This is a genomic window from Nonomuraea sp. PA05, from assembly GCF_008086045.1.
GTDB classification, from domain to species: Bacteria; Actinomycetota; Actinomycetes; order Streptosporangiales; family Streptosporangiaceae; genus Nonomuraea; species Nonomuraea monospora.
This window is the reverse complement of record NZ_VSEY01000042.1, coordinates 61,852-86,245: the sequence shown is the minus strand read 5'-3', so window position 1 is coordinate 86,245 and position 24,394 is coordinate 61,852. Positions and strand designations below refer to the sequence as shown.

27 protein-coding genes are annotated in these 24,394 nt (G+C 69.6%); 15 read left to right on the top strand and 12 right to left on the bottom strand.

Features of this window, described 5'->3' with window-relative positions:
- Window position 1 precedes the first annotated feature (1 nt).
- Together purF and purM are read left to right on the top strand one after the other, a co-directional pair.
- Window positions 2-1,438: an amidophosphoribosyltransferase gene (gene purF / locus FXF51_RS46910; RefSeq protein WP_148441291.1), complete on the top strand. Its 1,437-nt coding sequence runs from the start codon at window positions 2-4 to the stop codon at window positions 1,436-1,438.
- Between the two features lie 67 nt (window positions 1,439-1,505).
- Window positions 1,506-2,531 (top strand): phosphoribosylformylglycinamidine cyclo-ligase, encoded by a 1,026-nt coding sequence (purM, locus tag FXF51_RS46905; protein WP_148441290.1) that lies wholly within the window; start codon window positions 1,506-1,508, stop codon window positions 2,529-2,531.
- A gap of 123 nt (window positions 2,532-2,654) precedes the next feature.
- Here the strand turns inward: purM and FXF51_RS46900 are convergent, their stop codons facing one another.
- The 4 genes from FXF51_RS46900 to FXF51_RS63150 form a co-directional block, all read right to left on the bottom strand.
- Window positions 2,655-3,809, bottom strand: a complete 1,155-nt coding sequence (locus FXF51_RS46900) for a class I SAM-dependent methyltransferase (RefSeq protein WP_148441289.1) — start codon at window positions 3,807-3,809, stop codon at window positions 2,655-2,657.
- Window positions 3,809-3,943: a hypothetical protein gene (locus tag FXF51_RS63155; RefSeq protein WP_262380299.1), complete on the bottom strand. Its 135-nt coding sequence runs from the start codon at window positions 3,941-3,943 to the stop codon at window positions 3,809-3,811. The genes FXF51_RS46900 and FXF51_RS63155 overlap by 1 nt, the downstream gene beginning before the upstream one ends.
- A 746-nt stretch (window positions 3,944-4,689) precedes the next feature.
- Window positions 4,690-5,853, bottom strand: a complete 1,164-nt coding sequence (locus tag FXF51_RS46895) for a methyltransferase domain-containing protein (protein ID WP_262380298.1) — start codon at window positions 5,851-5,853, stop codon at window positions 4,690-4,692.
- The gene (locus FXF51_RS63150; protein WP_262380297.1) at window positions 5,850-5,981 is read right to left on the bottom strand and encodes a hypothetical protein; all 132 of its coding nucleotides are present in this window, start codon (window positions 5,979-5,981) and stop codon (window positions 5,850-5,852) included. Before FXF51_RS63150 ends, FXF51_RS46895 begins: the two co-directional genes overlap by 4 nt.
- A gap of 400 nt (window positions 5,982-6,381) precedes the next feature.
- On the opposite strand from FXF51_RS63150, the gene FXF51_RS46890 reads away from it, so the two are divergent.
- Together FXF51_RS46890 and FXF51_RS46885 are read left to right on the top strand one after the other, a co-directional pair.
- The gene (locus FXF51_RS46890) at window positions 6,382-7,137 is read left to right on the top strand and encodes a DUF6879 family protein (RefSeq protein ID WP_148441288.1); all 756 of its coding nucleotides are present in this window, start codon (window positions 6,382-6,384) and stop codon (window positions 7,135-7,137) included.
- 14 nt (window positions 7,138-7,151) lie between these two features.
- Window positions 7,152-7,967: a Scr1 family TA system antitoxin-like transcriptional regulator gene (locus FXF51_RS46885; protein ID WP_148441287.1), complete on the top strand. Its 816-nt coding sequence runs from the start codon at window positions 7,152-7,154 to the stop codon at window positions 7,965-7,967.
- A 418-nt stretch (window positions 7,968-8,385) separates the two neighbouring features.
- Here the strand turns inward: FXF51_RS46885 and FXF51_RS46880 are convergent, their stop codons facing one another.
- Together FXF51_RS46880 and FXF51_RS46875 are read right to left on the bottom strand one after the other, a co-directional pair.
- On the bottom strand, window positions 8,386-8,616 hold the full coding sequence (locus tag FXF51_RS46880) for a DUF3073 domain-containing protein (protein WP_080047438.1): 231 nt from the start codon (window positions 8,614-8,616) through the stop codon (window positions 8,386-8,388).
- A gap of 151 nt (window positions 8,617-8,767) precedes the next feature.
- Window positions 8,768-9,847: a Glu/Leu/Phe/Val family dehydrogenase gene (locus FXF51_RS46875; protein ID WP_148441286.1), complete on the bottom strand. Its 1,080-nt coding sequence runs from the start codon at window positions 9,845-9,847 to the stop codon at window positions 8,768-8,770.
- A gap of 107 nt (window positions 9,848-9,954) precedes the next feature.
- Here FXF51_RS46875 and FXF51_RS46870 point away from each other — a divergent pair, with 107 nt between their 5' ends.
- Both FXF51_RS46870 and bldC read left to right on the top strand, forming a co-directional pair.
- Window positions 9,955-10,818, top strand: a complete 864-nt coding sequence (locus FXF51_RS46870; protein WP_148441285.1) for a hypothetical protein — start codon at window positions 9,955-9,957, stop codon at window positions 10,816-10,818.
- A gap of 322 nt (window positions 10,819-11,140) precedes the next feature.
- Window positions 11,141-11,344, top strand: coding sequence for a developmental transcriptional regulator BldC (bldC, locus tag FXF51_RS46865; protein ID WP_013133571.1), 204 nt, complete (start codon window positions 11,141-11,143; stop codon window positions 11,342-11,344).
- 151 nt (window positions 11,345-11,495) lie between these two features.
- Here the strand turns inward: bldC and FXF51_RS46860 are convergent, their stop codons facing one another.
- On the bottom strand, window positions 11,496-12,146 hold the full coding sequence (locus tag FXF51_RS46860) for a TetR/AcrR family transcriptional regulator (protein WP_262380296.1): 651 nt from the start codon (window positions 12,144-12,146) through the stop codon (window positions 11,496-11,498).
- Window positions 12,147-12,313: 167 nt separating this feature from the next.
- On the opposite strand from FXF51_RS46860, the gene FXF51_RS46855 reads away from it, so the two are divergent.
- The 4 genes from FXF51_RS46855 (at window position 12,314) to FXF51_RS46840 (ending at window position 16,224) form a co-directional block, all read left to right on the top strand.
- The gene (locus FXF51_RS46855; protein ID WP_411268432.1) at window positions 12,314-13,363 is read left to right on the top strand and encodes a LacI family DNA-binding transcriptional regulator; all 1,050 of its coding nucleotides are present in this window, start codon (window positions 12,314-12,316) and stop codon (window positions 13,361-13,363) included.
- 120 nt (window positions 13,364-13,483) lie between these two features.
- The gene (locus FXF51_RS46850; RefSeq protein WP_106241771.1) at window positions 13,484-13,732 is read left to right on the top strand and encodes a hypothetical protein; all 249 of its coding nucleotides are present in this window, start codon (window positions 13,484-13,486) and stop codon (window positions 13,730-13,732) included.
- A gap of 72 nt (window positions 13,733-13,804) precedes the next feature.
- Window positions 13,805-14,635 (top strand): N-acetylmuramoyl-L-alanine amidase, encoded by an 831-nt coding sequence (locus FXF51_RS46845; protein WP_148441284.1) that lies wholly within the window; start codon window positions 13,805-13,807, stop codon window positions 14,633-14,635.
- Window positions 14,632-16,224: a beta-N-acetylhexosaminidase gene (locus FXF51_RS46840; protein WP_148441283.1), complete on the top strand. Its 1,593-nt coding sequence runs from the start codon at window positions 14,632-14,634 to the stop codon at window positions 16,222-16,224. The genes FXF51_RS46845 and FXF51_RS46840 overlap by 4 nt, the downstream gene beginning before the upstream one ends.
- Before the next feature lie 103 nt (window positions 16,225-16,327).
- Here the strand turns inward: FXF51_RS46840 and FXF51_RS46835 are convergent, their stop codons facing one another.
- The 3 genes from FXF51_RS46835 to FXF51_RS46825 are packed head-to-tail and all read right to left on the bottom strand — an operon-like array spanning window position 16,328 to window position 18,611.
- The gene (locus FXF51_RS46835) at window positions 16,328-16,882 is read right to left on the bottom strand and encodes a GNAT family N-acetyltransferase (protein ID WP_187414962.1); all 555 of its coding nucleotides are present in this window, start codon (window positions 16,880-16,882) and stop codon (window positions 16,328-16,330) included.
- A gap of 19 nt (window positions 16,883-16,901) precedes the next feature.
- On the bottom strand, window positions 16,902-17,954 hold the full coding sequence (locus FXF51_RS46830; RefSeq protein ID WP_187414961.1) for a quinone-dependent dihydroorotate dehydrogenase: 1,053 nt from the start codon (window positions 17,952-17,954) through the stop codon (window positions 16,902-16,904).
- Between the two features lie 6 nt (window positions 17,955-17,960).
- On the bottom strand, window positions 17,961-18,611 hold the full coding sequence (locus tag FXF51_RS46825; RefSeq protein ID WP_148441281.1) for a response regulator: 651 nt from the start codon (window positions 18,609-18,611) through the stop codon (window positions 17,961-17,963).
- A gap of 21 nt (window positions 18,612-18,632) precedes the next feature.
- Between FXF51_RS46825 and FXF51_RS46820 the strand changes: the two genes are divergently transcribed.
- Together FXF51_RS46820 and lpdA are read left to right on the top strand one after the other, a co-directional pair.
- A complete protein-coding gene (locus FXF51_RS46820; RefSeq protein ID WP_148441280.1) occupies window positions 18,633-19,007 on the top strand; it encodes a tautomerase family protein in 375 nt (124 codons plus the stop codon).
- 39 nt (window positions 19,008-19,046) lie between these two features.
- Window positions 19,047-20,426: a dihydrolipoyl dehydrogenase gene (lpdA, locus tag FXF51_RS46815; RefSeq protein WP_148441279.1), complete on the top strand. Its 1,380-nt coding sequence runs from the start codon at window positions 19,047-19,049 to the stop codon at window positions 20,424-20,426.
- Window positions 20,427-20,466: 40 nt separating this feature from the next.
- Here the strand turns inward: lpdA and FXF51_RS46810 are convergent, their stop codons facing one another.
- Window positions 20,467-21,303 (bottom strand): hypothetical protein, encoded by an 837-nt coding sequence (locus FXF51_RS46810; RefSeq protein WP_148441278.1) that lies wholly within the window; start codon window positions 21,301-21,303, stop codon window positions 20,467-20,469.
- Window positions 21,304-21,412: 109 nt separating this feature from the next.
- Between FXF51_RS46810 and FXF51_RS46805 the strand changes: the two genes are divergently transcribed.
- The 3 genes from FXF51_RS46805 to FXF51_RS61345 all read left to right on the top strand — a co-directional run bounded on the left by FXF51_RS46805 (window position 21,413) and on the right by FXF51_RS61345 (window position 23,515).
- Window positions 21,413-21,967, top strand: a complete 555-nt coding sequence (locus FXF51_RS46805) for an exonuclease (protein ID WP_148441277.1) — start codon at window positions 21,413-21,415, stop codon at window positions 21,965-21,967.
- 104 nt (window positions 21,968-22,071) lie between these two features.
- Window positions 22,072-22,560, top strand: coding sequence for a hypothetical protein (locus FXF51_RS46800; RefSeq protein ID WP_262380295.1), 489 nt, complete (start codon window positions 22,072-22,074; stop codon window positions 22,558-22,560).
- Between the two features lie 142 nt (window positions 22,561-22,702).
- Window positions 22,703-23,515: a hypothetical protein gene (locus FXF51_RS61345; RefSeq protein WP_187414960.1), complete on the top strand. Its 813-nt coding sequence runs from the start codon at window positions 22,703-22,705 to the stop codon at window positions 23,513-23,515.
- On the opposite strand, the gene FXF51_RS46790 is transcribed toward FXF51_RS61345, so the two are convergent.
- Window positions 23,500-24,393: a fructosamine kinase family protein gene (locus FXF51_RS46790; protein ID WP_222871785.1), complete on the bottom strand. Its 894-nt coding sequence runs from the start codon at window positions 24,391-24,393 to the stop codon at window positions 23,500-23,502. The genes FXF51_RS61345 and FXF51_RS46790 overlap by 16 nt on opposite strands.
- Between the last annotated feature and the right edge of the window lies 1 nt (window position 24,394).

Sequence of the window (24,394 nt, the reverse complement as noted above, 5' to 3'; positions counted from 1 at the left end):
TGTGCTGAAGGGCGACGGCCGGCTCGGCCATGACCTGGACCCCCACGACCGCGCACCTAAAGACGCCTGCGGTGTCTTCGGCGTCTGGGCTCCGGGCGAGGAAGTTTCCAAACTCACCTACTACGGGCTGTACGCGTTGCAGCACCGCGGCCAGGAGTCCGCGGGCATCGCGGTCAGCGAAGGCAGCCGCATTCTCGTCTACAAGGACATGGGCCTGGTGGCCCAGGTCTTCGACGAGTCGGTGCTCAGCACCCTGCGCGGCCACCTGGCCATCGGGCACTGCCGCTACTCCACGACCGGATCCAGTGTGTGGGAGAACGCGCAGCCCACGCTGAGCTCCACCGAGGTGGGCGGCCTGGCGCTGGCCCACAACGGCAACCTGATCAACACCCCGGAGCTGGCCCAGCGCCTGGCGCCCGGCTCCATCCGCGCCACCACCGACACCGAGGTCCTGACCACGCTGCTCGCGCAGGACCGCAGCCGCTCGGTCGAGGACGCGGCCGCCGAGCTTCTCCCACAGGTCAAGGGCGCCTACACGCTGGTGTTCATGGACGAGAAGACGCTCTACGCGGCCCGCGACCCGCAGGGCATCCGCCCGCTGGTCCTGGGCCGCCTGGAGCGCGGCTGGGTGGTGGCCTCCGAGACGGCCGCCCTCGACATCGTGGGCGCCACGTTCGTCCGCGAGGTCGAGCCGGGCGAGCTGCTCACGATCGACGAGCAGGGCGTCAGGTCCCGCCGCTTCGCGCTGGCGGAGCCGAAGGGCTGCCTGTTCGAGTACGTCTACCTCGCCCGCCCCGACACCACCATCGCCGGGCGCGGCGTCCAGGTCACCCGGGTCGAGGTCGGCCGCGTGCTGGCCCGCGAGCACCCGGTGGAGGCCGACCTGGTCATCCCCACGCCCGAGTCGGGCACGCCCGCCGCCGTGGGTTACGCCCAGGAGAGCGGCATCCCGTACGGCCAGGGCCTGGTGAAGAACTCCTACGTGGGCCGCACGTTCATCCAGCCCTCGCAGACCATCCGCCAGCTCGGCATCCGGCTCAAGCTCAACCCGCTGCGCGAGGTCGTGGAGGGCAAGCGGCTCGTCGTCGTGGACGACTCGATCGTGCGCGGCAACACGCAGCGGGCGATCGTGAAGATGCTGCGCGAGGCGGGGGCGCGCGAGGTGCACGTACGCATCTCCTCGCCGCCCGTGAAGTGGCCGTGCTTCTACGGCATCGACTTCGCCACCAGGGCGGAGCTGATCGCGGGCTCGCTGTCGGTCGAGGAAATCCGCGCCTCGCTCGGGGCCGACTCGCTCGGCTACATCTCGCTGGAGGGCCTGACCGAGGCCACCACGATCCCGGCCGACCGGCTCTGCAGGGCCTGCTTCACGGGCGAGTACCCGATCCCGATCGACCAGGACAACGTGGGCAAGTTCGTGTTGGAGAGCAAAGCGTGAGAGAGCGTAGCGAACGAACCATCAGACGCAGCAGTACTGTGCTCGCACTGCCGACGAAGGAGGCCTCGTGAGTACGTACGAGGCCGCCGGTGTCGACATCGAGGCGGGCGAGCGTGCCGTCGAGCTGATGAAGGACAAGGTCGCCCGCTCGCGGCGGCCCGAGGTGGTGGACGACGCCAGCGGCTTCGCCGGCCTGTTCGACGCCTCGGCCCTGCTGAAGTACCAGCGCCCGCTGCTGGCCAGCTCGACCGACGGCGTGGGCACCAAGGTCATGATCGCCCAGCGGTACGGCAAGCACGACACCATCGGCATCGACCTGGTCGGCATGGTCCTCGACGACCTGGTGGTGTGCGGGGCCGAGCCGCTGTTCATGACCGACTACATCGCCTGCGGCAAGGTGGTGCCCGAGCGCATCGCCGAGATCGTCGGCGGCGTGGCCGAGGGCTGCCGCCTGGCCGGGGCCGCGCTGGTGGGCGGCGAGACGGCCGAGCACCCGGGCGCGATGGGCGCCGACGAGTACGACCTCGCAGGCGCGGGCACCGGCGTGGTGGAGGCGTCCGCCATGCTCGGGCCCGACCGGGTGGCCGCCGGTGACGTGGTGCTGGCGATGGCCTCCTCCGGGGTGCACTCCAACGGCTACTCGCTGGTCCGGCACGTGCTGCGGGAGAACGACCTGTCGCTCGACACCGTGCTGCCCGAGCTGGGGCGGCCGCTGGGCGAGGAGCTGCTGGAGCCGACGCGGATCTACTCGCTGCACTGCCTGGAGCTGGCCAGGACGGTCGAGGTGCACGCCTACGCGCACATCACCGGGGGCGGGATCGAGAGCAACCTCTCGCGGTCCCTGCCTCCGGGGCTCGACGCCCTGCTGGACCGTTCGTCGTGGACGCCGCCCGCCGTCTTCGGGGTGCTGTCGACGTACGGGAAGGTGGCGCAGCGCGACATGGACCGGACGTTCAACCTCGGCGTCGGCATGGCGGCCGTGCTGCCGGCCGACGCGGCGGACGCGGCCGTCCGGCTGCTGGCCGGGCGGGGTGTGGACGCGTGGGTGATGGGTGAGGTCGTGCCGGGCAGCGGGCAGGCCCGCTACCGCTGAACCGCATGGGCTTCCGCGCGCCTGACCCTTGGTCACCTCGCACAGAAGTCGCCCGGCCGACGGATCGTCTGCTGCTTCTTGCGGATGGCGCGGGCGGCCGGGCGTAGGCGGGTGGCCGTTCGGTCATTCCCTGGGCAGGTCATGCCTCAGCACCCGTTCCGGCGTGTCGAGCCAGATCAACTGCTCACCCCCCGAGGTGACGGTCATCCCGAACCGTTCGGGGCCGGGTTCGCCCCACGACACCCACCGGAAGTAGGCGTCCAACAGCTCCTCCCACAAGGGCCGATCGCCCATCTGGTACACCTCGTGGTCGCGGCTGCCCCGCCGATGCGTGGCCGCCGCCCACCGGTCCGCATGGTCGGGGTCGCGCACGTACACCACGAACCGGTCCTCTTCCCGGCTCACGTGGGCGTGCAGGCCCGTCAACGCCGACATGGCCAGATCGGCACCGGGCGGTGCGAGCCCGATCGTGCGGGGATGCACCGCCGTAGGAACGTACCGGCCGGTGCCGTCGTCCGGGACGTGACTGATCGGCCGCTGGGAGCGCATCCGCATGTAGTAGGCGAACCCGGGGAACCGGCCGAGCGCCGTCCCGTCCCGGCTGACACGCAGCCGTAGAACGAATTCCTCGCCCACGCCGGGAGAGAACGGCGCCACGATCACCCCGCCTGGCCGGCACTGCTCCACCCACGCGTACGGCACCCGCCTGATGCCGCAGGTGACGTGCACTCTGTCGTAGGGGGCGAAGTGGGCGCAGCCATCCGCACCGTCACCGACGAGCAGGACCGGATGGAATCCCGCGTCGCCGAGGTTCTTCGCGGCCTGCTCGGCGACCGACGCGTCCACCTCAATGGACGTCACCCGCCCGTGCTCGCCGACGACATGGGACAGCAGCGCCGCCGTCCACCCCGTGCCGGTGCCGACCTCCAGCACACTGTCGCCCGGCTCCGGGTCGAGCACGCGCAGCAACTCGGCGACCGTGGCCGGCGCCGAAGAGGACGACGTGTAAGCGCCCACCGCGGTGCGGAGGTCGGTCGCGCCGTCGTCGAGCTGGGTGATGATCGGCTCTTTCGAGTAAACGGTGTCCCACCAGGTTCCCGGATCGGCGTCCCGGTCGATGACCACCGGGACGTCGTCCGGAGTGGCGAACGCCACAGCGGGAACGAAGAGATGCCGGGGAACGGCGCGGAACGCGTCCATGACCCAGGCCGGGTTGCCGCCGAGCCCTTCCACATACCGGGCGAGGCGTTCGACCCCCTCGGATGCAGGGTCGCCCACTACTTCTTGCCACCGTTCTTCTTGCCGTGCTCCCCGGTGGACTCCTTGTTGCCATCAGGAGTGATCGCGGCCGGGTCGGGCTCGAACGGCTTGACCTTCGGGCTGTTCGGGTCTTCGTGCTTTCCCTTACCCATGCTGTCTTCCTTCTCGTGACGGCTGCGGGGGTGAGTCACGGACTTCGGTAGCGAGCGCTCAGAGGACGGCCGCCACACACACCTAGCGCTGACTATATGCTTCCGACCAGTCGCACAGTGTCATTCGCGTCCGGCCAAAAGGACACACTCCAGTAGCTGTGGCCACTAACCCGTTCTGGAATGACGCAGGTCATGACGTCCGGCCGTGGCCTGTGGCTCGTGGACGAACTGACGGATGGCCGCTGGGGCACGCGGACACGAGCGGGTGAGCGGGTCGTGTGGGCGTTGCTGCCGCTGACGGACCGGTCCCAAGAGGCAGCCGCTGTGGAACGTTCTCGTCCGTCTCGGCATCGGGTGGAGTGAGTGTGGGCCCGAAGATGGAGACTTTCCCGGCTGGGAGATTCTGGAGGGCGCCGGAGGCTCCTACATCGCCTTCCGTACCGTCCTGGTCTCCAGGAAGAGCGGTCTGTCCAACGTGCGCTGTGGCGCGACCCTGCGCGAACTGTACGAACATCTGAGCCATGAGACCCGGCTCGACCAGCAGCGACCCGACCCGACACCGCCTTGAGACACCGTGCACGACCGGCAACGGCCAGCCCGACGATCCGATCTGCTCGGGGGTTTCAACAGTCCCAGCCTTGAGCGCGGAGCCTCCTCGAAAGGTTTCCCGATGGCCGTGATGCACGAGCTGGCAGCCCGGCGGCGGACCCCTGTCGCGGGGAACCGCCCCGGGCTTCAACCGGCGCTCAGGCGCTGGTCAGCACCCGTTCCGGGGTGTCCAGCCACACCCACTGTCCCTCTGGCGCGACCGTCACGCCGAAGCGCCGCCAGTGTGGCTCACCCCAGCTCACCCACTGCGCGTACGCCTGCAGCACCTCATCCCAAACCGGCCGGTCGCCCACCTGCTGCACGCCGTACGTGACGCTGCCCGGCCGCCAGGTGGCCGATGCCCACGAACGCGAGTCGTCGGGGTCGGCGACGAACACGCGCACATACGCGCCGTCCTCGTCGGTGCCCTCGCTGGTGTGCGACCGCAGGCCGGTCAGCGCGCCGATGGCCAGATCAGCGCCCGCACCGAGCTGGTCTAGCGCCCGCGGGTCGAGCGCGGTCCGGTAGTGCCGCCGCTCCTCCCCCGGCGCCTGGTTCTCGCACGGCCGGGGCCGCTGGGAGCGCAGCATCATGTACCCGGCGAACCCCTCGATCCTGCCCACGGCGGTCCCGTCGTCGCGCACCTCCAGCCGTAGCGCGTGGCTGGTGCCGTACCCCGGATGCCAGGGCAGCACGATCACCCCGCTCGGCCGGGTCTGCGCGACCCAGGCGTACGGCACCTCGCGTACGCCACACGTCACGTGGACACGGTCGTACGACGCCCCGTCCGCGCGGCCGAGCGCCCCGTCACCGATGAGCAGCCGCGGCGTGAGCCCGGCCGCGGCGAGATTCTTGGCGGCCTGCTCGGCGACGGCCGGATCCACCTCGATGGAGGTCACCTCCCCTTGATCTCCGACGAGCCGGGACAGCAGCGCGGCAGTGTAACCGGTGCCCGTACCGATCTCCAGCACCCGCATGCCAGGCTCGGCCCGCAGATGGTTGAGCAGGTCCGCGACCGTGCTGGGCGCCGACGCCGAGGACGTGGAGTCGCCGGCCAGCGCGTCGAGGCCGGTCGCGCCGTCGTCGAGCTGGGTGACGATGATGCTGCGCGAGTAGACGGTGTCCCACCACGCGCAGGGGTCAGCCTGCTTGTCGATCAGGTACGGCGCTCCGTCCTCCTCGACGACCAGGCCGACGTCGGGGATGAACAGGTGCCGGGGCACAGCCCGCACGGCGTCGATGACGGCCTGGCTGATGTCTCCGGATCCCTCGGGGTCGAGGGCGGCGGTCAGCCGGTCGAGACGCTCGGGGGTGGCGGTCACTTCTCGCCCTTGCCCTTGGCGTGGTCGCCCTGAGGTTCCTGCTGCTGGTCGTTGGTGCTGCCGGTACCGCCTTCGGTCCCGTCGACTTCCTTGTCCTTGGGGCTGTTGGGGTCTTCGTGTCGGGGCACTGGTGTCTCCTCTGGTGCAGTGGTGAGACCCCGGCCGGCATCGGCGCCGCCAGGGTTCAGAGGGGCATGGCCGCGGGTCGAGCCCTCGTCGTCGGGCCGGTTCATGTGTTCACACGCCTGATTCCGTACAGCTCGACCACCTGGGTGACGGCCAGCGCGAACGGGTGGCGCCTGTGCCCGGCAGCGGGGCAGGCGCTCGCATGGAGGTTCGGACCCGTGACCGTCCATGCACGAAACGTTAGGGACGGCCCCTTCTGGAACGCCACGAAGTTTCGCAGAGTTTCTTGTTTGAGTCGCGATGTTGCGCGATGTTCCTTGATTGGCGGAGCGGAACCTCGTGTGGAGGCGCCGATCTCGCGAGAACCTGTGAGAGATCGCGACCCCGAGCGAAGGGAAGGCCATGGCGCGACGGCTCCGCTTCAACGGCACAAGCTCAGGCGTCAACGGATGCCCTGCCATCCATGAGGATCTCGGCTCGAACGAGATCATCGTTCACGGGCCACCGCTCACCGATCCCGAGGACATTGCCCAGCTTCACCACCTGAACGAGGGTGAGATACCCGTCGTTGTTCCGCGCGAGCTGCTCGTGGACTTCGGCCCGAAGGAGGTTGTTCGCGTGCCGAACATCATCGCGCTCGAGGAGTTCGACCAGCTCTTCACGCGGTTCGGACATACCGCGTGGCGGCTGGAGACGCGCCGCCGCTACGCCTCCGACGAGCTCACCGGCACCTACGCTCAGTTCGCCCGCGGCGAGGCCGTGAGCTGGGACGGAGTGGACGCGGTGTGGTGCGCTGAGCGCCGCGAACAGACCGCTCAAGGCAAGCGATTCGAACGCGTCCGCATCGTCGACAACCCGCCCACCGCCGGACAGATGTACCTGCTCGACAACGCCCGCCGTAACAGCGCTGTCGGTGAGAGGATCTCCAATCTCTGGCGCGCGGACGCCGACCGGCTCGGTCTACCCGCCGAGGACTTCTGGCTCTTTGACTCGCGCCTGGTCGCGCTGCTCAACTTCGACGACGCAGACAACTTGGTGGACGTCGAACTGATCACGGAACCCGCAGCGGTACTGCGATACTCCATCGCGCGTGACGCGGCGATGCATCACGCCATCCCGTACGAGGAGTTCGCGGCACAGCTCACCACGAAAGAGTAGGAGGATGCGTACCGGTGAGCACGGATTATCAGCAAGCACGGGAAGCGCTGGGAGCGCGCCTGCGCGAACTTCGTCTCGCCGGTCAACACGGATGGAACAAGTCCAAGGTCAGCAAGCTGGAGAACGGCAGGCAGACTCCCACTCCGGATGATCTGCGCAAGTGGGTCGAGACGACCGGCCAGCCCGAAGCGTATGACGAGTTGCTGGCAAGACTCAGAGGCTTTGAATCCCATATTCGATCATGGCGGCGTCAACTTGCCGCCGGCCACAAGCCGGTCCAGGACACCCACCTCAGTGCGCACACTGACGCGGCGCTCTTCCGGGGCTGGGAGTCCTCGATGATCTTCGGAATCTTCCAGACACCGGACTACGCTCGGTCGATATTCAGCAGATATGCGGAGCTGCAGCGGTCCCCGAGCGACGTCGAAGAGGCCGTGCGATCCCGGATGAAGCGACAAGAAGTGCTCTACGACTCCTCCAAGCGCTTTCATCTCCTCCTTTGGGAAGCCGCCCTTCGTGCTCTGGTCTGCCCGCCCTCGACGCTTGCCGGCCAGCTCGACCGCCTCGCCGGCGTTGTCGGCATGGACACGGTCCAGCTCGGGATCGTCCCTCTGTCAGCACCCCTCAAGATCCCTCCAGCCACGGCCTTCTGGGTCTACGACGATCGTCAGGTCATCGTGGAGACCTGGCACGCGGAACTGTGGATCGACGACCGTGCCAGCGTGGACACTTACCTGCGAACCTGGCGAACGCTCAAGGAGTCGGCAGTGTACGGCTCCGACGCTCACAATCTGATCCATGCGGCACGGCGGGCGCTTACGGTGCGCTGAACGGATGGCATGGAGCAGGAAGACAGCCTATGAGACCAGCCATCTGGGTTCGCGCTACTGCAACCGCGTCATGGCGCGATAACTCTCGACACAGCCTTGAGTCGCCGGGCATGGACGACAACGGCCAGCCCCCGATCCCCTCGGGTTTCATCCCGTCGTGTGACGAGGACCCGCGCGGGCTCGACGGCGAGCGTCAGCGAGCAGGCTTGTCGGGGGGTTCGAAAGGGGGGCTTGCCCCCCTTGGGAGACGCTGTCTGGAATCCCTTGCGCGCAGCGCCCCCCCCATGGAAGGCCATGCAGTTCTCCCCGGACGGAAACATGACGAAAGCCCCACGGTTGCCCGTGGGGCCCGACGAACGTGAGCGAGGATCCCGGCACCTGCCGCCGGGCCCCTCGGCCACATCACTCAGGAGAACGGCTATCGACGGCCGGACGTACGGCCATCGTCGTCGTCTCCGGCGCCATAGTCATCGGCGTAATCGGCATAGCGATCCGCCAGCTCATCGTTGAGGTCGTCGGCGTCGTCATTGCGGCTGGAGTCTCCGACCCCGAGTTCGTCGCGAAGACGGTCAAGATCCGTGCCACCGCTGTTGTACTTCAGCTGGCGAGCAACCTTGACCTGCTTGGCCTTTGCTCGGCCGCGCCCCATTGGCTCGACCCCCTCGTGTGGGGTCGTCCCCGACCCCTCGTCGCTAACGCACCACACACTGACGCCGCCTGACTACGGGCGTCAGCCTATCGTTCGCCTATTACCGTACCTGTTTTGTGCCCAGCTCGGTACGTCGTATGGGCGCGGGGCGTCAGTGGCCTAGCCAAATGGCCCGAATACGCCCGACTTCCGACATTCTGCGCTCGGCAAGCCTATCTGCTGCGACCGCTGGCGGAACGCCCTCATCGGCCGCGATTTGGAAGATCTTCAGAGTCGTGTCGTAGATCTGGGTGGCCTTCGACCTGGCGCGTTCCATGTCGAAGCCGCCGATCTCGTCGGCGACCTGGATCACGCCGCCCGAGTTGACGACGTAGTCGGGCGCGTACAGGATGCCCCGCTCGGCGAGTTGCTTCTCCACCCCGGGATGGGCGAGCTGGTTGTTGGCCGCGCCGCAGACGATCTTCGCACGCAGCGAAGCCACCGTGTCGTCGTCGAGCGCGCCGCCGAGCGCGCACGGGGCGAACACGTCGATGTCGGCGGCCATCAGGGCGCGCGCGTCGGCCACCACGTCGACCTCCGGGTGCCGCACCCGAACCCGCTCGACGGCCTTGGGGTCGACGTCGCAGATCACCACCTCGGCGCCGTCCTCGCGCAGGAGCCCGACCAGGCGGTGCCCCACCTTGCCGACCCCCTCCACGCCGACCCGCCTGCCGTGCAGGGACGGCGTGCCGTAGACCCGCTCGGCCGAGGCCCGCATGCCCTGGAACACGCCGAACGCCGTCAGGATCGAGGAGTCGCCCGCCCCGCCGTGGGCGAGCGTGCGGCCGGTGACGAAGCGCGACTCCCGGGCGACGACGTCCATGTCCTCGCTGTAGGTGCCCACGTCGCAGGCGGTGATGTAACGGCCGCCGAGCGACTCGACGAACCTGCCGTACGCGCGCAGCAGCGCCTCGCTCTTGTCACGGGCCGGGTCGCCGATGATCACGGCCTTGCCCCCGCCCAGGTCGAGGCCGGCCAGGGCGTTCTTGTACGCCATGCCCTTGGCCAGGTTGAGCACGTCGGCCAGGGCCGCGGACTCGCTGTCGTAGGGATAGAACCTGGTGCCACCCAGGGCGGGGCCCAGCGCCGTGTTGTGGATGGCGATGATGGCACGCAGGCCGCTCTGCTCGTCGGCGCAGAAGACGACCTGCTCGTGAACGTCTTTGTGAGACGCTCCGAAGACGTCGGTCACGGTAGTGACTCCCTGTCCGGTCCGCCGCACCGTCGCGGCGGAGATCACCTCACAGAGTAGTAAGCCTCGACGGTGCACGCAGGTTCGCTTCGTGACACGATGCCTCCGTGCTGCCCTATGCCGCCTACCTCCGTGTCTATGAGCCACTGACCGCGTTCGCCGAGCCCGAGCGCAAGGTGTGGGCCGACTATGCCGACTCACGTGACCGCCCGCGGCGCGCGAACGCGCTCAATGCGGAGCACGGCGAGTCCGTCATGCGCCTGCTCGGCATGCCCCCTCAACCCGTTCCCGCGCAGGAGAGCCCCAACGCCTACCTACGGCGCGTTGAGGACCGGCTCTATGTCTGCCCTTGGCAAACCCGTTTGCGCTCGTGGTTGGCGTTCTCACGGCTGCGTGGCACCACCCCGGTGAAACTGATGGACCATCTCGTCCCGAAGACGATCGCCGAGCAGACGGCCGACGACTTCGACCGTTACAAGCGGCAGGCCGGTTCGGACGCGTTGCGCACGCACATCCGCACCACGGCGTGGCATGTGCCGCCATCGTGGTTCGTGCCGTTTGATGGGAACGAGCGCTGGCTGGTGCTCGGCTCCGCCAACCCGGGACAGGACGTGACCACCACTACGGGGCGTAACCTGATCTACGTCACCTCCATGGCCCAGGCCAGGAGGCGGACGGCGCGGGCGCTGAGCGTGCTGCGCAGGCATCTGGGCGACGTCGCGGCCAACTTCGACGTGGAGGACGTCGCCAGGTGGCTGGAGGAGTTCCACCCCCACTCGCTGGTGGAGCTCGACTACGGCGGCCTCGTCCACCTCATGGACGACGACGCGTTGCAGGCCGACCAGTCCGTGGCGGAGCTCTCGGCGGCTCTGACGGGCCTGGACACGGGTCAAGAAGAACTTGCCTACGCCATGTACCAGAGGGTCATCCTGCGGTGGAAGTCAATGCAACTGCTGGAATCTGCCAACTGAGCCCCAATACGGCCGTCTGACCTGCATGAGTAGGTCACGTCTCGCGGCTGCTCTCTTCTGCGAACTGAGTAGTTTGCCGTTTTCACTGCGATACCACGAACCGTGTCGCTAGAATCACCGAGCGTGACATGGCCACGGGGGCGGGCAGTTGGGTCAAAGAAGGGCTCGCCAATCGCTCTGCGTGGCGGTATGGTCACATCGGGTGATGCCGCATATGGCTCAGAAAAGCCGCACGCTCTGCGCCATAGGGGGACATCCGTGACACGCGCAAAGGCAGTCACAGGATCGCTACGCCGGTCCACACGGAGGAGAGGCCGCACAAATGTCAGCTCGTACACCCGAGGCCGAGCCACTGCTCACGCCCGCTGAGGTCGCGACCATGTTCAGGGTCGACCCCAAGACCGTTACGCGGTGGGCCAAGGCGGGCAAGTTGACGTCGATTCGTACCCTCGGCGGTCATCGGCGTTACCGGGAGACCGAGGTTCGCGCACTGCTCGCGGGGATTCCGCAGCAGCGCTCCGAGTAGCTGGACCTCAGGGGGGTTTGAATAGGGGTGGGCCAGGCCGCCGCTTGGCAGGGTCCACCGCTGTGAAGATGGGGAGGTTGGCGTCGTCCGCGCCGGCGCCACACTTCCCTGCCGCCCGGAACCGAACCCAGTCACCCCGGACCGGCATCTGTCACGCCAGCCGCTCCAGCAGCCTGGCGACCTCGCCGTCATGGGCGGCGGCCACCCCGAGCAGCGCGGCCATGTGCTCCACGAGCAGTTTCTCCAGCATCGGCCGTTCGAGGTCGCGGTGCTCCAGCCAGTCGAGGCCGGCCGTCTCCACGGAGGCGATCCACGACCGCAGGGTCGTGCGCAGCACAGGGCTCGGCTCCTCGACGCCCATCTGCTTCTGGATCAGGCGGAACAGCCGCCTGCGCACCCCGTCGACGATCTCGCCGACCTCGCCGGTCCTGTTGGCCGGGCCGCCCCGCAGCAGCGCCGCGAAGCCCGCCGCGTGCTCCTCGACGAAGTCGAAGTAGCGCTCAAGACCCGAGGCCAGCTCGTCGAGCGGCCTGCCGCCCCCCTGGGGCCGCAGCCGGGACTCCAGTTGCTCCGCCGCGCTTCTCAGCGCGGCCACGTAGAGCTCCTGCTTGCCGCCGAAGTAGTGGTAGACCAGGGCCCGCGAAGCCCCTGCCGCGGACGCCACGTCGTCGATCGAGACGTCCTCCGCGTCACGGGTGCTGAACAGCTCCAGCGCCGCCGCCATGAGCTCTTCCCTGCGCCGGTCCACGCTGAGCCTGCGCCGCGCCGGACGTGCCGTCTCGGCTGACTTCCCGGGTGTCACATCTGTACGGTATCCGACGCCCCGCCCAATAGCTGACGTGGAAGCTTCCAGTCAATATCCGGCTGTCGCCACTGAGGTTGAGCCAATCCGTAACGAAAGCCGTACCCTGCGGCGAACTCGATCGTTTGGTCAGACAGGTGCCCATATCCGCATCGCGGGGGAGACACATGTCAGGACCGCCCGTCAACACTTCAACCATCGCTGAGCTAAGAGAGGTAGACGCACTGCCTCGGCCCAGACCCACCATCCGTAACGTCGCCGAACGAGCCGGCGTGTCGAAATCGCTGGTCTCACTCGTGCTGCGCGGATCCCCGCACGTGAGCGAGCACCGGCGCCAGGCCGTGCTGCAGGCCGCCCGCGAGCTCGGCTACCGGCCGAACGCGGTCGCGCGGAGCCTGGTCGAAGGCCGCACCCACCTGGTCGGGGCACTCGTCGCCGACCTGCACAACCCGTTCTACGCGGAATTCCTCGACGGTTTGCAGGAGAGCCTGCACGGCGACGGGCTGCGCATGCTGATCGGGAACAGCCAGTGGGACCCGGCGTTCGAGGACGAGGCCGTGGAGGCCTTCCTCGAACTGCGGGTCGACGGGCTGGTCCTGCTCGGCATCCCGCCGACCAGCGAGACGCTGATCGAGGCCACCGCGTACACGCCCACGGTCGTCGTGGGGGAACGTGACATCGAGCTCGACGGCGTCGACATCGTGGTCGACGACGACCAGCTCGGCGCCCGCCTGGCCATCGACCACCTGGTCGAGCTCGGCCACAAGAGAATCGCGCACATCGAGGGCCGGCGATCGTCGCGCTGCGAGGGTTATCTCGTGGCGATGCGCAGGCACTCGCTGGCGCCGTACATCATGGTCGAGGCAGCCGACTCGACAGAAGAGGGCGGCAGGGAGGCGGCGACGGCGCTGCTCACCCGCGACCCCAGGCCCACGGCGATCTTCGCCGCCAATGACGTGGTCGCGCTCGGCGTGCTCTCCGCCGCGAGCGAGCTGGGCCTGCGCGTGCCCGAGGACCTTTCTGTGGTCGGCTACGACAACACGCACCTGTCGGCCTCCACTCACATCTCGCTGACCTCTGTCGACCAGGCCCGCCGCAGCATGGGCAGGTCGGCGGCCGCGCTGCTGAGCGACCGGATCGGGGATCCCGCCAAGGTCGCGCGCATGCGGGAGGTCCGCCCCGAGCTGATCGTGCGACGGAGCACGGGACCTGCCTAAGGATGTGCCAAGGCTGGGTCAAGCCGTGTGGCGGCGCGGCCACACGGCGGTTAACTCGGCAGGGTCATGCTAAATGTGGCCGGATCCAATCCGGCCACGGTCTGATCCGGGGGAACAGTCATGCGTGATCCGGAACTGGTGTCCTGTGCCCAGCGCGCGGCGGCCGAGCTCGAACGCGCCTGGGGACAGTGGCGGGCGGGCAGGGGACGGGGCACCGACGGTGGCGCCGAGTCTGTCGCCAGCTACGTCGCCCACTCGCTCGATCATCCGTGGGGCCGCCCCCGCGTCGTCCTCGGGCTCGACGCCGAGGACGCGCGGGAGCTGGCCGCCCTGCTCGAACGGCAGGAGGTCGGCGAGCGCGTCTGGTGAACGCGTCCCGATGGCTCGCCGCGCTTGGCATAAGACGGGCTTGAGCTCCCACACTGCCGTAAGTTGGACGGCATGCGTGCTCTACCAGCCTCAGTCCTCGCCGTTTGCGGCCTGATCGCCTCCGCGTGTGGCGGCACCGGATCCGGTGGCGCCGCGGCAGGTCAGGCCGCCCCCGCGACCACGGCCGCGCAGGCCTCCCCCTCCTCGGCGACCGCCAAGCAGGCGCCTCCGGAGGCCAAGCCGCTGGACGGCAAGGTCATCGTCATCGACCCGGGACACAACGGCGCGAACTACCGCCACCCCGCTGAGATCAACCGCAAGGTCAACGTGCTGACCAAGTGGAAAGAGTGCGACACCACCGGCACCGCCACGAACAGCGGATACAGCGAAGCGGCCTTCACCTGGGACGTGTCCAAGAGGATGACCAAGATCCTCGAAAGCCGTGGCGCCACCGTGAAGCTCACCAGGACCAGCAACAACGGTGTGGGGCCCTGCATCACCGAGCGGGCCGCCATCGGCAACAAGGCCAAGGCGGACGCCGCGATCTCCGTGCACGCCGACGGCTCGGACAACGTCAATCATCGCGGCTTCCACGTCATCCTGCCCAAGAAGATCAACGGGCCGGTGGACAAGGTCGTGGGCGCCTCCAGCAAGCTGGGCATCGCCGTGCGGGACGCGTACCGGAAGGGCACGGGGATCCCCTACTCCAACTACATCGGCAAGAACGCGCTCGACTACCGCAGTGACATCGGCGGGCTCAACCTCTCCACGGTGCCGAAGGTCCTGTTCGAGAGCGGCAACATGCGCAACCCTGGCGAGGCGGCCAAGTTCCAGGACCCGAAGTTCCGGCAGAAGATCGCCCTGGCGCTCGCGAACGGATTGCAGCACTATCTCGAAGCATGATTCCTCGCCCGCGACTGCTTCGTGATCTTTCCTCCTCCTATGTGCTGACCTCGGGCGCGACGGTGTCCGGCGATCTGGTGGACGCCGTGCGCACGGCCCTGGCCCGGCTCGACCCGCTGCCCGGCGACACCGGCGAGATCGACGTGCGGCGGGACCCCGGGCTCGGCGAGGAGGCCTACCGGCTGACGGTCGGCTCCCGCGGCGTGGAGATCGCGGCGGGCGGCCGGGCCGGCGCGTTCTACGCGGCGCAGTCGCTGCACCAGTTGCTGCCCGACGCCTCCTACCGCTTCTCCGGCGGCGGGTCGTGGCCCGTGCCCGGCGTGCGGATCGAGGACGAGCCGCGTTTCTCCTGGCGGGGCCTGCACCTCGACGTGGCGCGGCACTTCTTCCCCAAGCGGGAGGTCATGCGGCTGATCGACCTGATGGCCGCGCACAAGCTGAACCGGCTGCACCTGCACCTGGTGGACGACCAGGGCTGGCGGGTGGAGAGCCGGGCGTACCCGCTGCTGCACGAGGTCTCCTCGCACCGGCCGCGCACGGCGACCAACCACCACCGCGAGCCGGACACCTACGACGACCTGCCGCACGGCGGCTACTACACGCTCGACGACCTGGCCGAGCTGGGCGCCTACGCCCGCTCGCGGTGCGTCACCGTCGTGCCCGAGATCGACGTGCCGGGGCACGCGTCGGCGATCCTGGCGGCCTACCCCGAGTTCGGCGCCACCGGGGAGCGCTACGACGTGCTCGACCGCTGGGGCATCTCGCCCGCGATCCTGTCGCCGCTGCCGCCGACCGTGGAGTTCCTCACCACGATCTTCGACGAGCTGCTCGGTGCGCTGGGCGAGACCCCGTACGTGCACATCGGCGGCGACGAGGTCGTGCTCGACCACTGGACGGCGTCGGCGGAGATCAACGCCTACCGCGAGTCGCTCGGGCTGGAGAGCGTCAACGACCTCCAGGCGTGGTTCCTGCGGCGGCTGGCGGACGCGCTGGCCGAGCGGGGCGCGCGGGCCGTGGTGTGGGACGAGGCGTTCGTCAGCGGCGGGCTGCGGCAGGACACGATCGTCATGCCCTGGCGCGGCATGAACGTGGGCCGCCGGGCAGCCGCCGCGGGCCACGACGTGGTGGCGACGCCGGTGTTCCCGCTGTACTTCGACTACGCCGAGGCCTCCTCCCCCGACGAGCCGATGGCCATCGGTGACGCGATCTCGGTCGCGGACGTGGCGGCGTTCTCGCCCGCGCCCGCCGGGTGGTCGCAGGAGGAGCGGGACCACGTCCTGGGGGTGCAGGCGCAGCTCTGGACGGAGCGCGTGCCCGACGCCCGCACGGTGGACTACCGGCTGTGGCCGCGCGCCTGCGCGCTGGCCGAGGTGGCCTGGGCGGGCGAGACCTCGGCCGGCTTCGACGGGCGCCTGGCCGAGCACCTGGGGCGGCTGGACGCGCTCGGCGTCGAGTACCGGCCGGCGAACGGGCCGCGCCCGTGGCAGCGGCGCCGCCCGCACCGGCCCGCGAGCGTGCGCGTCACCGAGGTGATGGACCGCATCGACGCCATGACCCACCACGCGGAGTCGACGCGGCCGAGCATCTGACCCGCTCGCCACGTCCCCCGGCGTGCCACCGCCGGCCCCGTCCCTTCGGGGAGAAGGGCGCATCCCGCGTCGGCGGGGCGCGGGAAAGTCAGCCGCGGGGAGGTCAGTAGGCCGGGCGGTCGTTGAGAATGAGCTGGTACTGCCGGTGGTCCTGCCACCGGCCGTCGATCTCCAGGTAGCGGGGTGCGGTGCCGAACAGCTCGAAGCCGCACTTGCGCAGCACGCTCTGCGACGCCTCGTTGTGCACCAGCGTGGCCGCGGCGACCCTGTGCAGGCCGAGCTCCTCGTCGGCGATCCTGCACACCTCTCGCACGGCCTTCGTCGCCAGGCCGCGGCCGAGGTAGCCGAAGTCGATCCAGTAGCCGAGGTGGGCGTTGAGGAACGGGCCGCGGACGATGTCGGCCAGCGTCATGCGGCCCACGACGCGGTCGCCGTCGGCCAGCACCCACGCCGCCGCCTGCCCTCCGGCCTGCTGCTCCAGCAGGCCCTTGAGGCGCGTGGCCTGGCCTTCCACGGTGAAGAACTCCTCCGGCCTGCGCGGCTCCCAGGGCGTCAGGTGGTCGCGGTTGCGGACGTAGGCCACGTGGAGGGCTTCAGGGTCCTGCTCGGTCGCGAGGCGGAGGACGACGTCGTCGGTGAGGGAGACTGGTTCGATCACCGTCCCACGATAGAGGGCTTCATGCGGTGCGGCCGATGGCCTCCGTCACCGACTTGAGGCCGTGGCGGCGGACACGGCGCAGGAGCTGCCGGTGGATGCGCGCGGCCCACAGCGGGCCGCCGTAGATCCAGCCCGTGTAGCCCTGCACCAGGGTGGCCCCGGCCAGGATGCGCTCCCAGACGTCGTCCACGTCCTCGACGCCGCCCGCGGAGACCAGCGTGAGGCGGTCGCCGACCTTGGCGCGCAGGCGGCGCAGGACCTCCAGGGAGCGGGCCTTGAGCGGGCGGCCAGAAAGGCCGCCGGTCTCGCCGTCGTGCCTGATCGTGGTGTTGGTCGCGATGATGCCGTCGAGGCCCAGCTCCAGGGCCAGCTCGGCGACCGCGTCGACGTCCTCGTCCGCCAGGTCGGGGGCGATCTTGACGAGCAGCGGCGTGCGGCGCGGTGTGGCGTCGGCGACCTGCTTGACGGCGGTGAGCAGGGGGCGCAGCAGCGAGACCGCCTGGAGGTTGCGCAGCCCGGGCGTGTTGGGCGAGCTGACGTTGACCACCAGGTAGTCGGCCAGCGGGGCGAGCACCTTCGCGCCCGCCACGTAGTCGGCCGTCGCCTCGGACTCGGGCACCACCTTGGTCTTGCCGATGTTCACGCCGATCACGACCGGCACGCCCCGCGTGCGGCGCAGCCTGCGGGCGGCGGCTGCGGCGCCGGCGTTGTTGAAGCCCATCCGGTTGATCACCGCGTGCTGTCGCACCAGCCTGAACAGGCGGGGGCGCGGGTTGCCCGGCTGGCCGTGCGCGGTGATGGTGCCGACCTCGACGTGGCCGAAGCCGAGCGCGGCGACGGCCTCCGCGCAGGCGGCGTCCTTGTCGAAGCCGGCGGCCAGCCCGAGCGGCCCTGGGAAGTGCACGCCGAACGCGGTCACGCGCAGGGCCGGGTCGTGCGGGGCGAGCAGCCGGTGCAGCAGCCGCTTGAGCAGCGGCAGCCGGGCGAGGAGCGCCAGGGCGCTCACGGTCGAATGGTGCACGGCCTCGGCGTCGAGACGCTGCAAGACCTGCGAGAACACGAGGCGATACATCACGGGTCAGGCTACCAAGCCGGCCTCGTGGGCGATGATCGCGGCCTGTACGCGGTTGCGCACGTCGAGCCGGGTGAGGATGGCGCTCACGTACGCCTTCACCGTGCCCTCCACGATGTGCAGCTCGCGGGCGATCTCGGCGTTGGACAGGCCGGCCCCGAGCAGGGCGAGCACCTCGCGCTCGCGGTCGGTGAGCGCGCCGATGCGGTCGCGGGCCTGCGCGCCCCTGGACATCCTGCCGCCGGCGAGCTGCGCGATGACGCGCTGGGCGACCTTGGGCGACAAGTACGCGGCCCCGCCCGCGACGGCGTGGATGCCGGCGATGAGCTCGCGCGGGTCGCCCGACTTGAGCAGGAACCCGCTGGCGCCGATGTCGAGCGCCTTGGCGATGTAGTCGTCCTCCCCGAAGGTGGTCAGCATCACCACGGCCGTGCCGGGCGCGGCCCTGCGCAGCTCGGCGGCGGCGGCCAGCCCGTCGAGCCGGGGCATGCGGATGTCGAGCAGCGCGACGTCGGGGTGGTGGCTGATGGCCAGGTCGACCGCCTGCCTGCCGTCGCCGGCCTCGGCCACGACCTCCAGCTCGGGGTCGGACTCCAGGATCGCCCGGACCCCTGCTCTGATCATGGCTTCGTCGTCGGCCAGGAGTATGCGGATCACAGTCATCTATATTGGCCGACCATGGGACAAGTGAAGGTGTACGGGCGCAGGGACGTGTGGGCGGGGCGGCAGCGGGAGCTCTCGGATCTCCTGCAGTCGTGTCTGGTGGAGGCGTGGGGAATGCCGGAGGAGAAGCGGTTCCACCGGTTCCTGCTGCTGGACGAGGACGACTTCGTCTGCCCGCAGCGGAGTGAGCGGTATCTCATCATCGAGGTGCTCTGCTTCACGGGCCGCAGTGACGACGCCAAGCGGGCACTGATTCGTGCGATCTACGACAAATCGGGATTCGATCCTGAGGATGTGGAGATCAACATCATCGAGACACCCAAGGTCAACTGGGGAATTCGTGGTGTTCCCGCAGATGAGCTCACTCTGTCGTACAAGGTAGAGGTCTGAGGTCAGGGGCAGAGTCAGCCGGGCGGTATGGTCCGACTCATGAGCACTCACTATGACGTCGTCGTTCTCGGCGCGGGTCCTGGAGGTTACACGGCCGCGGTCCGCGCCGCCCAGCTCGGACTGCGCACCGCGGTCGTCGAGGAGAAGTACTGGGGTGGCGTCTGCCTGAACGTGGGCTGCATCCCGTCCAAGGCGCTGCTGCGCAACGCGGAGCTGGCCCACATCTTCCACAACGAGGCCAAGACCTTCGGCATCAGCGGCGAGGTCACCTTCGACTACGGCGCGGCCTTCCAGCGCAGCCGCAAGGTGGCCGACGGGCGGGTCAAGGGCGTTCACTACCTGATGAAGAAGAACGCCATCACGGAGTACGACGGGCGGGGCACGTTCCTCGACGCCAACACGCTCCAGGTGAACGGTGAGACGATCACCTTCGACCACTGCATCATCGCGGCCGGCGCCACCACCAGGCTGATCCCGAGCACGCAGCTGTCTGAGCGCGTGGTGACGTACGAGGAGCAGATCCTCACCGAGGAGCTGCCGGGCAGCATCATCATCGCGGGCGCCGGCGCCATCGGCGTGGAGTTCGCGTACGTGCTGCACAACTACGGCGTCAAGGTGACCATCGTCGAGTTCCTCGACCGGGTCGTGCCGCTGGAGGACGAGGAGGTGTCGGCGGAGCTGGCCAAGCGCTACAAGCGGCTCGGCATCGAGATCCTCACCTCCACCCGCGTCGACTCCATCGAGGACACCGGCTCCGGCGTCAAGGTCACGGTCACCCGCGGCGACCAGACGCAGGTGCTGGAGGCCGACAAGGTGCTGCAGGCCATCGGGTTCCAGCCGCGCGTGGACGGCTACGGGCTGGAGAAGACCGGCGTGGCGCTGACCGAGCGCGGCGCGATCGCGGTCGACGGGCGCGGGCGCACGAACGTGCCCAGCATCTACGCCATCGGTGACGTCACGGCCAAGCTCATGCTGGCGCACGCCGCCGAGTCCATGGGCATCATCGCCGCCGAGACGATCGCGGGCGCGGAGACCATGGAGCTCGACTTCGTGATGATCCCGCGGGCGACGTACTGCCAGCCGCAGGTGGCCAGCTTCGGCTACACCGAGGCGCAGGCCCGCGACCTGGGCTACGACGTGAAGGTGGCCAAGTTCCCGTTCACGGCCAACGGCAAGGCGCACGGCCTGGGCGACTCCGCCGGGTTCGTGAAGATCATCAGTGACAACACGCACGGCGAGCTGCTCGGCGCGCACCTGATCGGGCCCGAGGTGACCGAGCTGCTGCCCGAGCTGACGCTGGCGCAGCAGTGGGACCTGACGGTGCACGAGGTGGCCCGCAACGTGCACGCGCACCCGACGCTCGGCGAGGCCGTCAAGGAGGCCGTCCACGGGCTCGCGGGTCACATGATCAACATGTGAAGCGGTATCGACGCTGATCGGTACGGCCCGGCCGTACCGATCACAGGGTCTGCCCCACGGCGACGGCCTCGCGCAGCGTGCGGGTCAGGGCGTCCGCCTCGGCGCTCAGCGCGCGCACGCTCTCCTCGTCGCCCGTCCTGGCCAGCAGCTCCAGGTACTTGCCGTTGCTCTCCTGCAGCTCGCTCGCCCGTAACGCGGAATCGGCCGAGCGGACGCGGGAGGCGTACGCCTCCAGCTCCCAGACCCGCTCCGTGACCGCCGCCACCGAGCGGCGCAGCGCGTCCTGCTGGGGCTTCAGCACGGCGGTCAGCTCCGGGGTGATCACCTCGGTGAGCGCGAGTGCCTGTTCGGCCCGCAGGTCGGTGTGCACGCGTACGAGGTGCGCGATCTCCCACAGGCGCTCGGGCAGCACCACGTCATTGGCGATCGCGTCGAGCAGGCCCAGGCGGTGCACCCGGGAGCCGGTCACGTCCCTGATCGCCCTCCTGGCCCTGGCCAGCAGGTCGAGGGCGGGGTCGTCCAGCTCGGCGGGGACGACGTAGCGGCCGGCGTGCTTGCGGGCCAGCCGCTCGACCGGGTTCGGCCGGGAGACGCCGACGAACAGCACCCCGGTGAGGAAGATCATCATCGCGGCCAGGCCCGTGCTCTCGCGGCCCGTGTCGAACGCCATCAGGCCGAGCAAGGCCCCTGACTCGGCGGCGCAGAACCCGCCGAGGCCGAACAGGTGCCGCACCCAGCGCGGCGGCTCGGACTCCGGCCGGCCGAGCAGGCGCGACGACACCCCGGAACGCCACCCGTCCTGGGCCGACGTCATGCGCCGACGGTCCCGCTCGGGAATGGCGGGGTCGGTGATCGGCTGGTCGATCCAGTTCTCCACCGGCGGCACCCCCTCAGGTCTCCCTTCGAGCACACCCCGGACGGCCCGCCCACTCCACCAGGCCGGTGTGCGGATGTCGTGAAGATGTCGTGCAGTTATCCTTGCCGCCGTGCCTGAACTTCCCGAGTTGTACGTCGCGGTGGACGTGGAGGCCGACGGGCCGATCCCCGGCCCCTACAGCATGCTCTCGCTCGGCATGGCGGTCGCCGGACGCCCGGACCTGTCGTTCTACACGGAGCTGCGCCCGATCTCCGATGACTTCGTGCCCGAGGCGCTGGCCGTGTCGGGGCTCGACCGCGACCGGCTGCTGCGCGAGGCGCCGCCGCCCGAGGTGGCGATGGCGGCCGCGGCCCGCTGGGTGAACGGGCTCCGCAGGATCGGGCGGCCGGTGTTCCTGGCCGCGCCGGCGGTGTGGGACGGCATGTACGTGCACTGGTACTTCGTCCGGTTCACCGGGAGGAACCCGTTCGGCACGACCGGGTCCGGCGTGGACCTGAGAAGTTACTGGATGGGCGTGACGGGTTCGGAGTGGTCCGGCTCGCACAAGAGCCAGATCAAGAAGCGCTTCGGCCTGGAGAAACTCCCGCACACGCACCACGCGGGCGAGGACGCGGCCGAGCTGGCGCAGGTGTTCGACGCCGTGTTGCGGCGCGAGCAGACCTGACTTCTCACCAATTCTTCAGAATTCAACCAGATTCCTCTGAGGATGCCTGGAGACGTTGGAGGCGACTTCGAAAGAGACCCTCGCATCGGACGGTGGTCCCCCACATGACCTCATCTCCCCCTCAGACGACCGCGCGGCAGTCGCGCCGCCTGGCCTCACCGGGCACCACGCTGCTCCGGCTTGGCCTGCTGGCGCTGGTCGCGATCGGCATCGTGGGCGCCGCGCTGGAGCTCGCCTTCGAACGGCACTGGGAAAGCCCGGTGCAGCTCATCCCCTGGGTGGCGCTGGCAGTCCAGGTGGTCGCGCTGGTGCTGCTGCTCCTGCGCGACTCAGGACCGGTGCTCACCGTCGCCCGCGTGCTCGCGGCGGTCGTTTTGCTGTGCTCGCTGTACGGCGTCTACACGCACGTGTCGGTCAACTACGGCATGGGGGCGATGGACCCGCAGTGGGACTCGTACTCGCCGCTCACCCAGTGGTGGTACGCACTGACGAAGTCGGTCGGGATGGCGCCGCCGCTCGCCCCCGGCATGCTCGCCCAGAGCGCGCTGCTCCTGCTGCTGGCCAGCGTGACGCCGAAGAGGCGCGCGGCCTGATCCTGGGCATCCCGGTGCCGGCGTCCTCGATCGGGGGCACGCCGGCATCGGGCGTTCTCTGAACGACCGCTGAACGAATCTGAACCTTTCCCGCATTCCTCGCGTCTCACCCAGGCAAAGTCACTGTGACAGGGTGAGGCTGGTGAGGTTGCAAGTGGCATTACGTCGCACAGTCATCGCGGCGGCCGCGATGATGGCCACCGCGTTCAGCGCCGACGGGGCGGCGGCCACGGCCGCGCCGCCTCGCCCGGCGATCCAGCAGGTCCAGACGCCAGCCGCCGCCGCGCCGGTGCCGACGGCCGAACCGGCCGCCGCGTCCACCGCCGCCACCACCGCCGAACCTGTTTGCATGCGGGTCAAGGGCGCCGAGGCCTGCGTGGGCCCCGACGGGAGCGACCGGCCCGGCATCACGATCGAGGACACGGCCGACGACCACCGCCATCCCGCGGTCGAGTACTACCTGAACGGCTACCTCGGCACCGTGTACGTCATCCACAACATGGGCCGCAAGGGCGAGGTACGCGGCAGCCGGGAGATCGGCAAGGTCGTGACGTTCCGCGCCGCCCTGTACCAGGGCAACCGCCGGATCAAGTACGGCCGCTGGAAGACCGTCCAGAACGTCGCGAAATATCCGGTCAAGCGCGACACCCGCACCACCCCTGCCGAGGCCCGTGCCAAGTCCAGGACCTGCTCCTCCACGAAGGCCGCCGCCACCATCTGCTTCGCCGAGCGCAAGACGTTCGTCTACGCCTGCGACACCGCCGCCGACGAGTACCAGGCCCGCGCCGAGTACTTCGTGGGCGGCGACCCCACCACCCGCTACGAGATCCACCAGCTCGCCGGCGTCGGCACCTGCGGGAAGGCCGAGCACGGCGAGCTGTCCATCAGCATGTACCGGGCCTCGGCGTTCGACCACGGGCGGCGCAAGGCGACGAGGCTCTACAAGTACAACTGAACGGTCTCCCGTACGGCCTCGGCGCACGCTCTGGCGTCGTCGTCGTGGGCGATGCTGCTCAGCAGCTCGCGCAGGCGGTACAGCCGCATGCGCTCCTGCCAGCCGTCCGGCAGGGGCGCGGTGGCCGCGTACACCTCGAAGAAGCGCCGGGCGGCCGGCGGGCGCGGCGAGCACCACAACATGCTGAGGTCGGCCTCCGCCCAGCTATAGGAGACGGCGGGGTCGATGAGCGCGGGGCCGCCCGCCGTCGTGGCCATGATGTTCTCGCGCCACAGGTCGCCGTGCGTGAGCACCGGTGGCGCGGGCGGCAGCAGGTCGGGCAGGGCGGCGCAGAGGCGTTCGAGCGCCCGGCGCTCCTCGCGGCTCAGCGCCGCCTCCACCAGCGGCTCCGGCAGCCAGCGCAGGATCCGGCGCTCGGCGAACCAGGCGTGCCCGTCGGCGTCCCAGGTGTTGTCCTGGCGCAGGCGGCCCAGCCAGCCGTCCCGGTGCCAGCCGAACCGCGCCCCCACCGTGGCGGCGTGCAGGCCCGCGACCGCGAGACCCAGCTCCTCCCAGAACCGCTCGTCGTCGTCGCGGCGCGGCGGCAGCGGTTCGAGCACCAGCAGGTCCTGCGTCACCGCCAGCACCTGCGGGGTGGTGACGCCGCCCAGCTCGCGCAGGGCGCGCAGCCCCGCCGCCTCGATCTCGAACAGGTCAGAGGCGGGCGTACGCGACGTCTCGGCGGGCACCCGCGGCCCGTCGCGCATCGTCTTGGCGAACACCCGCGACCCGTCGCGCAGCGTCGCCAGGCCCGCCAGCGCCACCACGCCGCCGGGCGCCGCCCGTACGGACTGAGCCTCGAACCCGGCCGCGCGCAGCCGGGACAGCAGCAGCTCCACC

Bases quoted from the DNA above. Each gene is read 5' to 3' on its own strand.
- FXF51_RS63155 (WP_262380299.1), bottom strand. From the start codon at position 3,943: ATGGGTAAGGGAAAGCACGAAGACCCGAACAGCCCGAAGGTCAAGCCG.
- FXF51_RS46890 (WP_148441288.1), top strand. From the start codon at position 6,382: ATGGCGCGACGGCTCCGCTTCAACGGCACAAGCTCAGGCGTCAACGGA.
- FXF51_RS46880 (WP_080047438.1), bottom strand. From the start codon at position 8,616: ATGGGGCGCGGCCGAGCAAAGGCCAAGCAGGTCAAGGTTGCTCGCCAG.
- bldC (WP_013133571.1), top strand. From the start codon at position 11,141: ATGTCAGCTCGTACACCCGAGGCCGAGCCACTGCTCACGCCCGCTGAG.
- FXF51_RS46855 (WP_411268432.1), top strand. From the start codon at position 12,314: ATGTCAGGACCGCCCGTCAACACTTCAACCATCGCTGAGCTAAGAGAG.
- FXF51_RS46850 (WP_106241771.1), top strand. From the start codon at position 13,484: ATGCGTGATCCGGAACTGGTGTCCTGTGCCCAGCGCGCGGCGGCCGAG.
- FXF51_RS46845 (WP_148441284.1), top strand. From the start codon at position 13,805: ATGCGTGCTCTACCAGCCTCAGTCCTCGCCGTTTGCGGCCTGATCGCC.
- FXF51_RS46840 (WP_148441283.1), top strand. From the start codon at position 14,632: ATGATTCCTCGCCCGCGACTGCTTCGTGATCTTTCCTCCTCCTATGTG.
- FXF51_RS46830 (WP_187414961.1), bottom strand. From the start codon at position 17,954: ATGTATCGCCTCGTGTTCTCGCAGGTCTTGCAGCGTCTCGACGCCGAG.
- FXF51_RS46820 (WP_148441280.1), top strand. From the start codon at position 18,633: ATGGGACAAGTGAAGGTGTACGGGCGCAGGGACGTGTGGGCGGGGCGG.
- lpdA (WP_148441279.1), top strand. From the start codon at position 19,047: ATGAGCACTCACTATGACGTCGTCGTTCTCGGCGCGGGTCCTGGAGGT.
- FXF51_RS46800 (WP_262380295.1), top strand. From the start codon at position 22,072: ATGACCTCATCTCCCCCTCAGACGACCGCGCGGCAGTCGCGCCGCCTG.